17 protein-coding genes are annotated in these 14,335 nt (G+C 36.1%); 1 reads left to right on the top strand and 16 read right to left on the bottom strand.

Annotation, left to right across the window (positions count from 1 at the left end; translation table 11 throughout):
* Positions 1–122: 122 nt before the first annotated feature.
* The 13 genes from GMB29_RS01260 to acpS form a co-directional block, all read right to left on the bottom strand.
* A complete protein-coding gene (locus GMB29_RS01260; RefSeq protein WP_136358430.1) occupies positions 123–722 on the bottom strand; it encodes a PP2C family serine/threonine-protein phosphatase in 600 nt (199 codons plus the stop codon).
* On the bottom strand, positions 719–1,510 hold the full coding sequence (sigB, locus tag GMB29_RS01255; RefSeq protein ID WP_136358432.1) for an RNA polymerase sigma factor SigB: 792 nt from the start codon (positions 1,508–1,510) through the stop codon (positions 719–721). The genes GMB29_RS01260 and sigB overlap by 4 nt, the downstream gene beginning before the upstream one ends.
* Positions 1,476–1,958 carry an anti-sigma B factor RsbW gene (gene rsbW, locus GMB29_RS01250; RefSeq protein WP_136358434.1) on the bottom strand — a complete coding sequence of 161 codons (483 nt, stop codon included), beginning with the start codon at positions 1,956–1,958 and terminating at the stop codon, positions 1,476–1,478. The genes sigB and rsbW overlap by 35 nt, the downstream gene beginning before the upstream one ends.
* Positions 1,955–2,287 (bottom strand): anti-sigma factor antagonist, encoded by a 333-nt coding sequence (locus GMB29_RS01245; RefSeq protein WP_136358436.1) that lies wholly within the window; start codon positions 2,285–2,287, stop codon positions 1,955–1,957. The genes rsbW and GMB29_RS01245 overlap by 4 nt, the downstream gene beginning before the upstream one ends.
* A gap of 56 nt (positions 2,288–2,343) precedes the next feature.
* A complete protein-coding gene (locus GMB29_RS01240; RefSeq protein ID WP_136358438.1) occupies positions 2,344–3,351 on the bottom strand; it encodes a PP2C family protein-serine/threonine phosphatase in 1,008 nt (335 codons plus the stop codon).
* Positions 3,352–3,360: 9 nt separating this feature from the next.
* Positions 3,361–3,762: an anti-sigma regulatory factor gene (locus GMB29_RS01235; protein ID WP_136358440.1), complete on the bottom strand. Its 402-nt coding sequence runs from the start codon at positions 3,760–3,762 to the stop codon at positions 3,361–3,363.
* A gap of 3 nt (positions 3,763–3,765) precedes the next feature.
* The gene (locus GMB29_RS01230; protein ID WP_136358442.1) at positions 3,766–4,128 is read right to left on the bottom strand and encodes an STAS domain-containing protein; all 363 of its coding nucleotides are present in this window, start codon (positions 4,126–4,128) and stop codon (positions 3,766–3,768) included.
* Between the two features lie 3 nt (positions 4,129–4,131).
* On the bottom strand, positions 4,132–4,962 hold the full coding sequence (locus GMB29_RS01225) for an STAS domain-containing protein (RefSeq protein ID WP_136358444.1): 831 nt from the start codon (positions 4,960–4,962) through the stop codon (positions 4,132–4,134).
* Between the two features lie 136 nt (positions 4,963–5,098).
* The gene (gene ndoA, locus GMB29_RS01220) at positions 5,099–5,449 is read right to left on the bottom strand and encodes a type II toxin-antitoxin system endoribonuclease NdoA (protein WP_026562078.1); all 351 of its coding nucleotides are present in this window, start codon (positions 5,447–5,449) and stop codon (positions 5,099–5,101) included.
* A 4-nt stretch (positions 5,450–5,453) separates the two neighbouring features.
* Entirely contained in the window at positions 5,454–5,735 is a 282-nt protein-coding gene (locus GMB29_RS01215; RefSeq protein WP_136358446.1) for a CopG family ribbon-helix-helix protein, read from the bottom strand.
* 364 nt (positions 5,736–6,099) lie between these two features.
* The gene (gene alr, locus GMB29_RS01210) at positions 6,100–7,269 is read right to left on the bottom strand and encodes an alanine racemase (RefSeq protein ID WP_136358448.1); all 1,170 of its coding nucleotides are present in this window, start codon (positions 7,267–7,269) and stop codon (positions 6,100–6,102) included.
* Between the two features lie 343 nt (positions 7,270–7,612).
* Positions 7,613–8,632: a LolA family protein gene (locus GMB29_RS01205; protein ID WP_227551446.1), complete on the bottom strand. Its 1,020-nt coding sequence runs from the start codon at positions 8,630–8,632 to the stop codon at positions 7,613–7,615.
* A gap of 346 nt (positions 8,633–8,978) precedes the next feature.
* Positions 8,979–9,341, bottom strand: a complete 363-nt coding sequence (gene acpS / locus GMB29_RS01200; RefSeq protein ID WP_136358452.1) for a holo-ACP synthase — start codon at positions 9,339–9,341, stop codon at positions 8,979–8,981.
* A gap of 160 nt (positions 9,342–9,501) precedes the next feature.
* Between acpS and GMB29_RS01195 the strand changes: the two genes are divergently transcribed.
* Positions 9,502–10,224, top strand: coding sequence for a rhomboid family intramembrane serine protease (locus GMB29_RS01195; protein WP_136358454.1), 723 nt, complete (start codon positions 9,502–9,504; stop codon positions 10,222–10,224).
* Positions 10,225–10,261: 37 nt separating this feature from the next.
* On the opposite strand, the gene GMB29_RS01190 is transcribed toward GMB29_RS01195, so the two are convergent.
* The 3 genes from GMB29_RS01190 to GMB29_RS01180 all read right to left on the bottom strand — a co-directional run bounded on the left by GMB29_RS01190 (position 10,262) and on the right by GMB29_RS01180 (position 14,064).
* Positions 10,262–11,701 (bottom strand): PH domain-containing protein, encoded by a 1,440-nt coding sequence (locus GMB29_RS01190; protein ID WP_136358456.1) that lies wholly within the window; start codon positions 11,699–11,701, stop codon positions 10,262–10,264.
* Entirely contained in the window at positions 11,691–12,170 is a 480-nt protein-coding gene (locus GMB29_RS01185; protein ID WP_136358458.1) for a PH domain-containing protein, read from the bottom strand. Before GMB29_RS01185 ends, GMB29_RS01190 begins: the two co-directional genes overlap by 11 nt.
* A 397-nt stretch (positions 12,171–12,567) precedes the next feature.
* Complete coding sequence (locus GMB29_RS01180) at positions 12,568–14,064, bottom strand: degradosome RNA helicase CshA (RefSeq protein ID WP_406600307.1); 1,497 nt, start codon at positions 14,062–14,064, stop codon at positions 12,568–12,570.
* Positions 14,065–14,335: the final 271 nt, after the last annotated feature.

Here is a 14,335-nt window from a genome sequence, read left to right as displayed (position 1 = left end):
TAGAGAAACATATGTAAACATTTTACCAAAAATAGATGGTCTATTAAAATGTTTCGAAAGATAATAAGAATTTTACTTTTTCCTTTAAACAAAATAATAGTCGCCCAACTACTCTAATCACATTAAAATAGTTGACCGACTATATATGTTAAATCATCGCCTCGATTTTCTGTGTATGATTCTAAGTTTCTTGATAAATCTTCTACAGATTGACCTTTGTTTAATAATGATTTAATCCCTGGTAATAATAAACCGTCTGAATGAATAATAAATTTAGACCCTTTCTCATACGAGAAGGTTTGAGTTCTGTATTTTTGAGGTTTTCCGGAAAGGTAACCTAATAAAGGAAGAGGATATATAAACGATCCAGATGGTGCACAGAGTATAAAACGGATATTTCCAACTGAACTATACGTGAACTGTCTATTTTTAAAATCAATTTTCAAAATAGACACCGTGGCACCACGTTTATCTTTCATTTCTTGATTGCATAGTTCCATCATCAATTCGACATCTTCACCATGCATTTGTTCAACTATCGCACTCACAGCAGAAGACGATTCATTCGCATGTTCTCCACTTCCTAAGCCATCCGCCAAAGCACAAATAAAGTAATCCTCTGTTGCCTTTAAATAAAAACTATCACCACAACAAATTTTTCCTTCTTTAGGTAACTGAAATGCTAGAGTATGTACATAGTTGTTAGATTCTCGTACAATCATCTATTTAACTCCGGCGGCATGTCATTTAAAAGTGCTTCTTTTAACTTTTGAATCGCTCTTCGCTGTAATCTTGAAACATGCATTTGTGAGATACCTAGCTGTTCACCTGTTTCTTTTTGACTCATATTCTTACTAAACGTACAAGCAATAATCTCTTTTTCTCTGTCTGTTAGGACATGCAGCACACTTTGCAGCATAAGCTTTTGATTCACTTTTTCATATCCTTGATCTTGCGAGCCTATAATATCAAGCAGGGTGACAGTACTTCCTTCCGAATCAGCTTCTATCGCATGGTCAACAGATAAAGCCTGATAGCTTTTACCCATTTCCATTGTTTCTAATACTTCTTCTTCTGTCACACCTATATAATCTGCTATCTCTTGTACTTTAGGCGACCTTTGATTTTCATTTGTTAGTGCATCAACGGCCACCTTAATCTTAGGCCCTAATTCTTTTATCCGTCTTGGAACATGAACACTCCATGTTTTGTCTCTTAAAAACCGCTTAATTTCACCGATTATAGTCGGAATAGCGAATGCTTCAAACGGTTTCCCGATTGTTGGGTCATATCTCCTTATTGCACCTAATAACCCAATCATTCCAACCTGTTTAAGGTCTTCGTGGAAACTTTTACCTTTCGAGTACTTTTTAGCCAATGATTGAACTAGACCTGTATAATGCTCTACTAGTGCTAATTGTGAATGTTTATTCTCAGTTTGTTGGAAGTCAATAATCAACTCATAAACTTCTTCTTTAGTTAGCTTCATAGTTTGAGATGGTTGTGCCATGATCTATTCGCTCCTCGCTTAAATACTTAATCATGAAGACCGTAACCCCTGAGTTAACAAGTACACGGACTTCATCCATGAGCGTTTCCATCAAATAGAGACCTAACCCTCCTTCTGGAAGCTGGTCTACTTGACTTGAAGCTGAATAAGGACCAAGTTCTTTTTTTGTCTTTTCAAAATCAAAGCTCTTTCCGTTATCAGCAATCATCACCTCTAAGCGGTCAGAATAAAGACCGAACCCAACAACAACTTCACCGCCTTCATTTTGTTTATAAGCGTGTTGCACAGCGTTGGTACAAGCTTCACTAGTGGCAATTTTCAAATCTTCTATTATCTCATATGAATATCCCATTCTACTTGCAATGCCAGATAACGTTAATCTTATAATTCCTACGTATTCTGGTTTAGCCGGAATCTTCATTTCTATATAATCTACTAATTCTTTCATTGTACCCCACCCTCTGACTTTGTAGAAATATCAATGATGTCACTTAGCCCAGTAATACTAAACAAACGTTCCAAACGGTCTGTTAGTTCTACAAGCTTGAGTTGACCACCCTCACTTCTTACTGCCTTTAACAAACCAACAAAAACACCTAGACCAGTACTATCCATATAGGACACATTTTTCAAATTAACAATTATATTAGGTTTAGACTCATTAGTTAATGGTGTTAATGCTTCCCTTAACTTCGGAGCTGTGTATGCATCAATTTCCCCTGCAACAGAAACAATCGTCTTGTCAATTTGTTTATCTATATCAACCTTTACATTCATCCGTAATCACCCCAAAAAGAATTATTATGTTATTACATACCCATATGAAATACACATTAAACCATTCTTTTAAGAATTATTAACGTAAAATCATCCCTTAATTGGAAATCCTGCATTTTTTCAAAATTCCGATAAATCTTTTCAACAATTTGTTGTGACGGAAGGTCTTTGTATCGGCGTATAAAATCGGTAATAACAGATCTCTCAACAAACCCTTCATCTGTCCGTGATTCCGTTACACCATCTGATAGAAGAACAATCATATCACCAGGCAGAACAGGTTTTTCATATTTCTCATATTTCACATTTCTATCTATCCCTAAAACAAGACCCTTTGCAGTCATGTCTTCAAATGTATCTGAAATAGAATGATAATAAAAACCAGGTTCATGGCCAGCAGAAGCAAATGTAAATACATGTTGCTTCGTGTTATATATGCCATAAAACATTGTTATAAACATACTTGGATCTACATTACGTTCAACAACTCTATTTAAATTTTCTAAAATTTGATTAGGATTTCTTCGGGATTCAGGAAAACTATCCATTGCATATTTTATCATGGACATACAAAGTGCAGCAGGAATCCCTTTCCCGATTACATCAGCAACAGCGATACTAATCCCTTGTTCATCCTCAACAAAATGATGATAATCACCGTTCATTTGTTTAGCGGGAACACTAATTGCTCCAATATCCAATGAATCAACATTTGGAATTGACGTCTCTAACAATGTTTGTTGAACATTTGCAGCAATTTGTATTTCAGATTTAATCTCAATTTGCTGATCACGCAAGCTTTGATGTTCTTGATATGCAAGTCCGTAGCCCATCATCACTTCAAGTAAGAAATCAAACGATGATAAAACCTCATTCTGAATTTCTGGGAAAAGCTCATGCAAAATTTTCCGATGTGTACTCACGATCTCCTCTGGTGGAACTTGGTGCTCGATCGTTTTCCGACTAAACTTTTGCCCTTGATACAGCGCAATTTCGGTTGGTTCATTTATGTAATTTCTTAATAACTCTCGATATTTCGTTTCTAAAAAATCACGATAATCCATTTTATCCTCCTACCGAAGCCATTTCACCGCCTGAATATCTGTTCCTTCTCCTACCGAGGATGTTATATCAAAATCATCCATTAAGCGTTTGACTCCCGGCAAACCAGCACCTAATCCACCTGATGTCGAAAACCCATCTTCCATGACTTTACGGATATCTGGTATTCCGGGTCCTTTATCAATGGCTGTAATTTTTAAACCTTTTTTGCCAAGGTCACTGATGCGCTCAATCCACATTTCACCATGCCCTGCATATAAATAGATATTCCGAGCAAGTTCAGAAATAGCAGTTGTAATTCTCGCTTGATCAACTGTTCCAAACCCAAGCTCTTTTGCAACATTCCGACCTAGCTGTCGTGCTGCAACAATGTCCCATTCGGTGACAATTTTAACACAGGATTGGTTCTCCATACTTCACTCCCCCAACTCCCGTTGTAAAGTTTCAAGCCCTTTTTCTAAATCTAGGGCAGTCTGAACATCCTCAAGCTGAATACCTAATTCAATTAATGTAATGGCTACAGCAGGTTGAATGCCTGTTAACACAACTTTTGCACCCATAAGCCTAGACATATTAATAACATCGCCAAGTACTTTTGCTATGAATGAATCAATCACATCAATAGATGTTAAATCGATCACAACACCATTGGCACCAGTTTCATATATTTTTTGCAGTAAATCTTCTTGAAATTGAAGTGCAGTTTGATCATCTAGTTCCCATTGAATCGATACAAGCAAACAATTACGCAACTTCAAAATTGGTATTCTAGCAATCATCCTTTATTCCTCCAACCTAACAATTTGGCGATCTGTCATTTCAAGGGCATACTCTATCCCTTTTTGTAAACTATTTTTTGTTGTAAGCTGACTTAAATCTATCCCAAGATTTACGATTGTTTGAGCGATTTCGGGTCTTATTCCGACAAGCAAGCATTTCGCACCTACAAGACGAACAGCTTCTGATGCTTGTATGATATGATGGGCCACCATTGTATCAACTACTGGTACTCCCGTAATATCAATTAAAACGACTTCAGCACGATGTTTCACAACACCTTGCAGAAGATTCTCCATTATACTTTTTGCTCTCTCCGTATCAATTGTACCAACTAGCGGCATGACTGTAATATTATCAAATACCGGAATTAATGGGGCTGATAATTCCTGAAGTGCAATTTTTTGAAGAGAAACAGTTCTTTCCCATGAGGATGCGTACTGATGAAGCACCTCGCTCGTAATAGGAGAAATCAATTTATCAAATTCCCAAACAAGCGACATTTTCTCTTCTTCAGTCTTATCTACTGTCATCATTTCAAAAATTATTTTGTTTAGTTCACTTAATCCAGCTAGGATTAATTTCAAAGACCACCCTAATTGGACTATTTTTATAGAAAATTCATTTATTTTACTTATGAGATCATCTTCAGGTCGTCTAAATTTTTGGTGTAAAATCACAATAAAATCATTACATATATTATAATAAACTTGATCAGATATAACAGATGAAACTCTTTCATTATCAAGTTCTTTCATCTTTTCAGTCCACTTGTCCAACAATTCATCACGATTCATTTCTATAAATCTAAGAAACGGATTAGAAACTTGAGTCATTCTTAATAATCCTCCTTTACTTCTACCTAATACGATACTTCTTATTTTATTATATCGACTTTCCTTTAATAGATAAAACAAAAAAGGTTGCTACATCAAGCAACCTTTTTAATTTTTAATATATTTTTTAAAATCGCTAAAAATCAATAAGTCCTAAGCTTATTTGCAAGGCTTCATCTACTTTATCCATCATCTCATCATCAAGATGGGTAATTTTATCAGTCAGCCTTTGCTTATCAATCGTTCGAATCTGTTCAAGAAGGATAACAGAATCCCTTTCAAACCCGTAACGCTTTGCATCAATCTCAACATGAGTTGGCAACTTCGCTTTTTGAATTTGGGCTGTAATTGCCGCTATAATTACTGTAGGACTAAAGCGGTTTCCAATATCATTCTGTATAATTAATACCGGACGTACGCCACCTTGCTCAGAACCTACTACAGGGGAAAGATCAGCAAAATAAACGTCGCCTCGTTTAACAATCAAATGATTAACCCCCGCTTACTAAGCGTTCAACGGTATGGTCAGCCTCAGATTCTGCCAGAAATGCTTCAGATGCAATGTTTAGATTAATTTTCGCCATCTCCATGTAACCACGTCTCATAGATTCGCGAATTTGGCGCATTTTACGCTCACGAATATACATCTTCGTTGCTTGATAAATAAGCTCGTTTCTGTTCCCATTCTCCTGTTTTACAAGTCCATCCAATTCTGATACTAATGCTTGAGGTAACTGAATTAAGATTTCTGTTGTTGCGCTGGATTCAGACACAAACATACACCTCCACCAAACTTAACCATCCAATATTCATTCCAAATTTAATAATACCATTAACTGCCCAAGATGCAAAGTCTTTTAATAAGAAAACCGCAAGCTCCTAGATGATTTTTGACCAGGTTTAAGACAAAAAAGATAGTTCATTTTCTTCCCTCAAAATCAAATGGCAGCAAAAGGTAACAAAAGCTATACATCTTATTTTTTCAAAAACGGAAGCACCTTTAAAATAAAAAAGAATTCCTGCGAATGACAAATCGGTTAAGGACACCATCAATTTATATGCAATTTATTTGAAAGCCATTCTCTATTATCGTCATATACAGGTTATTTATTCATATTTATGATAGCATTTCACATCTTAACTTTCTTTGGATACATTAGATAAAAGAGGATTGCTCAATTCAATGATCTTCTTGTCTCTCACAAACTTACGAGGAACACGTGAAGAGATCATACAGGTAACCTCATAATTAATTGTATTAAGTCGCTTTGCAACTTCATCAACAGATATTCTTTCATTATGCTGTTTACCTATGAACGTAACTGTTGTTCCTACAGGAATTTCGTAAGGAAGTCTCACCATACATTGATCCATGCAAATTCTTCCGACCAATGGTGCACGTCTACCTTCAATTAACACATCTGAATCCCTCAAGCTCCTTATCCAGCCATCCGCATATCCAATTGGAATTGTTCCAATCCATTCATCTTCTTCTGCCTCATATGTTGCTCCATAGCTAACCTTTGTACCTTTGGGAATCCTTTTAACATGGACTAACTTCGCATGTAAAGAAAAAGCCTCTTCAAGAATAAAAGGTAACTCATTCTTTATTTCAGCAGAAGGTGATAAACCGTACATTGAGATCCCAAGTCTCACAGCATTATACAACTTACCAGGAAAACGAAGCCCTGTAGCGCTATTCCCACAATGAACAAGCAAACCTTGATGTGAAACAGCACGTAGTAACTCCTGAAACTTTTCATATTGGGCATGAAAATAATGTAAATCCTTTTCATCTGCTGTTGCAAAATGTGTAAAGATACCTGTAATAGTGAACTCTGAAGATTCTTTAACAAAATTAAATATGGTTGCAAGGTCTTCTGATTCTCTAACTCCTAATCGACTCATTCCGGTATCAAGCTTTACATGTAGTTGAAGTTCTCCTGCTTCAATATATTGTTTAGCTTCATTTAGCCAATCTAATGAAAAGACGGTTAACGTAATATTATACGTAATAGCCAATTGGGCATCTGCTGCTCTTGTAGCTCCTAAAATTAATATCGGTGCTTCAATCCCCGAATGTCTCAGCGCTATTGCTTCATCTAAAAACGCGACAGCTAACATTGTCGCACCTGAAGTAAGCGCAGATTCTGCAACCTTTAAAGCTCCATGACCATAGCCATTTGCTTTTACAACTGCAATAATTTCAGTATCTTCTCCAATATGATGTTTCATTGATTTTACATTATGTGAAATGGCATCTAAATTAACTTCCACCCAAGTATCACGATAAAAATCATGCTGCATTATTCTTCACTTCCTCATCCTAACATTACTATAGTATAATTATCGCGATTAAGATGTGGAAATGTCAAATGGTGAAAAGGTAAATGACAAAAAGAAGAGAAATAATATCGTCTTTCAAAAAAAAGATTTACATTCAAATATGTGAGCAATAAAAAATCGGATGGTTCGCACCACCCGATTTTTTATCCCGCATGAAATGACAGTGATACCCTATCTCTAAGTTTGATTAAAACAAAGAAGCAAAGGGTGGAAGTTAACTGCCCTTAAATGTCTGACGAACGATTAATGTCCAAGTCAGGCGAAATACACAGAATGTTGCGTTCTATACGTGATAAGCCTCGCTTTATTTAGCAGCTTGGCCTTGAACAGATTTGGCAACCATAAGCATTTCTTCTTCTGTCAAATCTTCGGAAGCAAGCATATAGTCAACACCGTCATGTGACCAAGTTAAAGTATTTTCAGACATCGCTCCAATTGTAAACCCAAGATCTGCCGGGTGGCCATTTACAAATGTTGAAGTTGATGCAGATGCAGGTGTGGCAATCTCTGCATTTTCCTGAATTAAAGTAAAGGATTTTTCTCCGCCAAATGTTAGAATGACACGCTTTCCATTTTCAGTATTCATTTCTTTTTCCTCTACTAACTCAACACCATTAGGTTGTTCCAGCGGATATTTAACCGCAAATGGTTCACGGTCACCTGAAGCCATTGTTGGTACCTCAATTTGAGCACTTGACATATTTTTTTCCACATCGAATGAATTATCATCAAATGAAGCATTAAATTCAAAGCTTGTAAATTCAACAACAACAAGTGGATTACGGTCTGTATCCATTACCTTAACCATAGAAGGTGATAAATCCTTTTTATTAAAAGTTATCTCTTGAGTAGGCAACATTTTATTATTTTGATAATTTGTTTTTGTTTCAAAAACGTATTTATTTTCGGCTACCTTAAACTTCGCCTCTGGATCATTTAATATGTCTTTCACCAATGATTCATGAAGGTAAGCTTGACTACTATTTTGCGGCCAGTCACTTTGGAAACGGAAGCTTTTGTTAAGTGCTGGAGTTAACACAAACACTCCCTCATCATTACGTAAAATCATTTGGCTTTGTTCTTTTTGGGAGTTTTTAAGATTAACCCTGTAATACGTAGGTCCTTTGTGCCAAATTTCAATTTCATACTCTTGAGGCTCACTGCCAGTTTGAAGCGTCATCTTCCCTTTGGCCTTATACCCCGACATCTCATCAATCTTCTTTTCTAACGCTTGAACTACATCTGCCTGAGATTTTTCTCCACATCCTGCAAGCATGAGTACTGTTAAAAGCCCTACTAAAAGTAACACCCAGCTTTTTTTCAACATATTCAACCCCTTTGCCTCATATCACGTTAAAAAGGAAGAAATCGTTTGCTAGACCTCATCTTTACCAAAAGGCTAGGCTCTAAAATGATGGATATTTTAAGCCAAAGATCAAAAGATGAACTCCAAAAACAACCTGTCTTCCCTATCGCATTACCAAATATATGAGACAACCATTTCAAATATGCAGAAATAATTTATAAGCGAAAGCACCTTGTTCAGCTCTAACAAGCATAAGACAATTCTGAATAAAAGGTGTTTTTTACCTACAATTACGACTCGAGGAGCAGGCACAAACACGAATTCCAAGAGTCTCATTTTTCAACCTCTCGAATATGATTCAGCTCTATTTCTCTAAAATCACCTGTGCTGCTGCATTTTGACGAGTATGTGTAATAGAAACATGAATGTTATATGTAATAGGAAATTCTTTGAGTAGTTGAATATTCGGTTTTCCCTTTTCATCATTTAAAACTTCAATATCGTGAAAGCTGATTTCTTCCCCTATTCCTGTACCTAACGCCTTAGAAAATGCCTCTTTTGCAGCAAAACGTCCTGCTAAAAATTCAACTTTTCTTTCCTTAGATAAGGTTGTAAATTTTTCAATTTCACTTATTGTTAATATACGTTTAATAAATCCCGGTTGACTCTCAACGATTCTTCTAATTCGATCAAGTTCAATAATATCTAAACCAATTCCTACTATCATATTGACACAACACCTTCCAAAAACCTTTTATTGTACTATTTTAAACAACTCGTACATATCCGTGTTAGTATGATGCGACCACATTATTTTGCTTTTATGTTGATCTATAATTGTAACTTAACGGTTACCAAAATAAAAATGCTTGAAAAGGAGTATTCAAATGTTTACTAGAAGAGAAAGCTTTCGAACATTTCTTCAATTATATCCAGTTGTATCAATTCTTGTTTGTATTCACATCTTATTTTGGTTACTAGTCCAACTTCCCATTCCTGCTGTTCAAATTTTCTTCAGTTTATTAGATGGCTATAATGCAGGTATTGCAAGTGGAGAATATTGGCGGCTTGTAACACCTATTTTTTTGCACGTCAGCTTTGGTCACCTTTTTTTTAACTCACTCTCACTAATTTTGTTTGCTCCCGCACTCGAAAAAATGCTAAACAGACCCAAATTTATTTTATTCTATTTATGTACAGGCATCATCGCGGATATCGCTACCTTTCTCTTTGAACCTTCAAACTATTCTCATATAGGTGCTTCAGGAGCGATTTTCGGATTATTTGGCGCCTATCTCTTCATCGTATATTTTAGAAGGGGAACGATTGACCAAGCAAATTCACAACTGATTATCAGCATTTTAGTGATTGGACTCATCATGACCTTTTTCAACCCTAACATTAACATTGTTGCTCATATTTTTGGATTAATCGGAGGCCTTGCCATCGCACCTCTCTTTATAAGAAAACAACAACAATTTGTTCATCAAACATATTACACTCCTAGTCCTCCTTCTAGAGGTACGCTAAAAAAATTAAAGCTATATCATGCTTTCTGGATCATTTTCATTTTATTAATCGTAATTGGCTTAATCTTTAGATTTGGGTAAAAAAATCAGACATGGTTTGATTACCATGTCTGATTTATTAATGATCATTTCGTCTTGAATAGGAGTACCAACCAACTAAATGCTCGAGATCATAAAGTTCGATATCTTTAACAGTAAATTGTTTACCGCCAATTCCTGATTTTATAGAGATTTGAAATGTTCTTAATGATTGCTTCTTTTGAAAATATGAGGTCTTGCATTTCATCGATTGAATTCTATTTCGGTAAACCAGAACCGATGTCTTTGAGAATATCCGAAATTGCATCTGCAGCTGATGACCCCTTAAGTGCCAACCTGAGTTTTTATAAGAAGAATAACCCCAATATGCCCCAATTGGCAGTAAGAGCAACGAAAGAAATCCCCAAGGAGCTAAAAAATAAATAGCTGGGATGCATAAAATAGCCAATGGAATTACTTTTCTAGATACATATTTTATCATCGACCTTTTCGGTAAACGATGTAATTCATCATCACTGCTAAATAAAGGTAAATATTGAGATAAGAGTGGCGCAACCTCTTTTTTGGGGACAATCGGAAAGAGAATCATGGAAGATCCCTCATCCGCAACACTGCTTCCTGCACTTTCAATATAAACTGTTACATACCCCAATAGCTGTCGCAATGGATTTTGAACAATCCTAATCGCTTGAATTCGTGAAATAGGAATAGATACTTGATGTTTTTCAAAAATCCCTCTTGATACTTTTAGTTCTTCCCCTTCTTTTACGAGAGTAAAATAAGCATATTTTAAGAGAACCCCAATAACACTTAAAACCCATGCAATAAAAAAGGCAATAAAGATAAGTACAGCATAAATGGTGAGACTTGCATTTTCTAAATATTCAAATTGATGGATGATTTCTTCATATGGGATAATCTCATCAAATTGTGATAAAAAGGCAGCAATAGCTGATAAGACCACCCCTATTCCACTAGAGGTTGATGCAGCAACAAGCAAATCTTTAGGCTTTATCTTGTAAGTTGGAATTTCCGACGTTTCAACAAGTGGAACATCACTTGGTTCAGAGGATTCTTGCTTATAAACGGCAATTGCTTTTTGAATTCTTTCAGCTTCATGTTGTTTAATCGCTGTTAAAACAGCTTCAGCCTCCATTCCTCCTCCTGCTGTTTCAACCTGAACCTTTACTAAGCGGAAAATTTGTTGAACGATACCTGCACTTATGTTAATCGTCTGAATTCGCTCAATGGGTATATAGCGTTTTTTCTTAATAAACACACCATTCTCGATCCTAAGTTCGCCTTCCTCCAACCAATAAGTAAATTTCCACCAATCTAAAAAACTAATAATAACAATTAGGAGAAAAATGACCGTTATACAAATAATAAAAAGGAATTCAAATTGATCGTAATTTCCTAAAAAATAGAAAAGAACAACCGGAATGATATAAGATTTAATAATTCGAATAAAACTTAAAATGACTCCTACAGGATGTATTCGCTTCGGTTCAAACATCATCGTCTGTCACCCTTGCTAGTTTAGAAATTCGATCTCTAAGCAGATCCGCTTCTTCTAGATCTAAAGCAGGGATTTCATGCTTCGTTGCAGCTGTCGAAATTTCAACAGTAGCTAATTTATATTTTCGTAACAAGGGACCTTGATTTGTTTCAACATGTTGAACTCTCACCATCGGAATAAGGACCCTTTTTATAACAATTAGACCATACTGTAAATCTATCTCATGTTCATGGACCTCATACCGCCAGAATCGATGCTTAAAATTCGGAACGACGAATATTGTCATAAAAGAAGTAATAACCCAGATAATGGCTAATGCAACTGTAATCCAATAGGTTAATTCTAAAAAATAGACACCGATCCCTACAGAAATTACGCACGCAAAAAAAATGATCGCCCCAATTAGTGCACTTTGCCTCCAAACGGTTAGAGCCTTCAAACTAATTTTATTTTTAGGTAGCTCTCTCACTCTTTTCTCCTCCTGCTAATATATGTAAATATTCCTATTTGATTATAGCATATGGAGATACCTTTCAAATGATCATTTATTAATAAAGCGAGACTTCAATCTCGATTGATAGCGAGACTTATCGGATCTTTACAGGCAGTTATCCCCTACCAATATGCTTTGTTTCCCCAAAAAAATCTTAATCTGGGGATTTAATGCCTGTTATAGATGGGATAAAGCGAGACTTCAATTAGCGGGAGTTCTCCTCATCCCGCTAATTGATAGCGAGACTTATCGGAACTTTACAGGTAATTATCCCAAATCTTAAGGTAGGGATTTCCCCCCCTGCTCTGATGAGAGTACTCTTTTTCTTATAACAAAAAAGCCGAATCCAAATTTGGACTCGACCTCAATTATATTATTTAGAATTTGAGTAACGACGTTTATTGTTATCTCTGCTTCCTTTACTTCTGTCACGATCTCCGTATGCGCGGTTGTTGTTTTTCTTAGCTCCTGATCCGCCACTTCCACTACGATTATAGTCTCCTCTTCTTCTGTTGCTAGAAGAACGACCTTTGTTTTTAGACTTAGAGAATGCAGGTGCTTCATCTGTTAACTTGACTTCTACAGCGCTAGGCTCTTTTGTCATGAATTTAAGAGCAGCAGCTACAACTACTTGTGCATCAAATTCTTCAAGAAGCTCTTCAGCAGTACGCTTATAGAAAGCAAGGTTATCACTTTCAACAATCGAACGAATCTTTTCAACAGTCATTTGTTGTTGACTTTCAATTGCTTCATCAACTGTTGGCGGCTTCATGCGATCCATTTTACGTTTTGTTGTACGCTCAATGTTTTTCACGATATCCATTTCTCTTGGTGTAACAAATGTCATCGCCATACCAGTTTTACCAGCACGTCCAGTACGTCCGATACGGTGAACATAACTTTCCGGATCCTGCGGAACGTCAAAGTTGTACACGTGAGTAACACCTGAAATATCTAACCCACGAGCAGCAACATCTGTTGCAACTAATACTTCAATTGCGCCTTCTTTAAATTTACGTAAAGTAGACATACGTTTCGCTTGTGTTAAATCACCATGAATCCCTTCTGCTGTATAACCTCTTAATGTTAATGCCTCAGACAACTCGTCAACACGACGTTTTGTACGACCAAAAACAATAGCAAGCTCAGGAGATTGGATATCAAGTAATCTTGTCAGGATGTCAAATTTCTTTCTTTCCTGAGTTTCTAAGTAGTACTGAGTAATGTTAGGCACAGTCATTTCCTTCGCCTTAACTTTAACTAACTCAGGATTTTGCATGAATTTCTCTGCAATGCGACGAATTGGATCTGGCATTGTTGCAGAGAAAAGAAGAGTTTGGCGTTCTGGCGGCACATTAGAAAGAATTGATTCAATATCTTCAATAAAGCCCATGTTTAACATTTCATCTGCTTCATCCAATACCATTGTATGAACAGTGTTTAAACGGATTGTTTTACGGTTGATATGATCCAATAATCGGCCAGGTGTCCCAACAATAATATGTGGATTTTTTTTCAGTGAACGAATTTGTCTATTAATATCTTGACCACCATAAATCGGAAGAACACGAGAACGTTTATGGTAACCGATTTTGTATAGTTCTTCAGATACTTGAATAGCAAGTTCACGAGTCGGAGCAACAACAACCGCTTGGATGCCTTCATTTTTCACGTCAATTTTTTCAATAAGAGGGATACCAAATGCAGCTGTTTTTCCTGTTCCTGTTTGTGCTTGACCAATTACATCTTTGTTCTGTAAAGCTAATGGAATCGTTTGTGCTTGGATTGGAGATGGTTCCTCAAAACCCATTTTACTTACTGATTGCATTAGTGACGAACTTAAACCTAATTCTTGAAACGTTAATGTCAATGTATTCATACTCCTTCTATATCGTTTACTGTAAACATTTACAGACCTTATAGGTAACAGATTTCTAAATCGTCTTCATAATGAAACGATGTTTATAGTAATTTTAACACTAAGGGTCACACCCATTAGCTATAAAGTAGATTATCAACTGCTGTGTCATCATGAAAAACAGTCAGATATAAAAAACTGCGCTGATTATTTGTGTAATTAACAATGGAAAATAACCGCTATCTTGTTGAAATTATTATATTTCCCCATTTCCTTTACACAA

Source organism: Metabacillus sediminilitoris (assembly GCF_009720625.1).
GTDB classification, from domain to species: Bacteria; Bacillota; Bacilli; order Bacillales; family Bacillaceae; genus Metabacillus; species Metabacillus sediminilitoris.
Note: the sequence above shows the minus strand (reverse complement) of the source record. Positions and strands in the feature narration are given on the sequence as shown.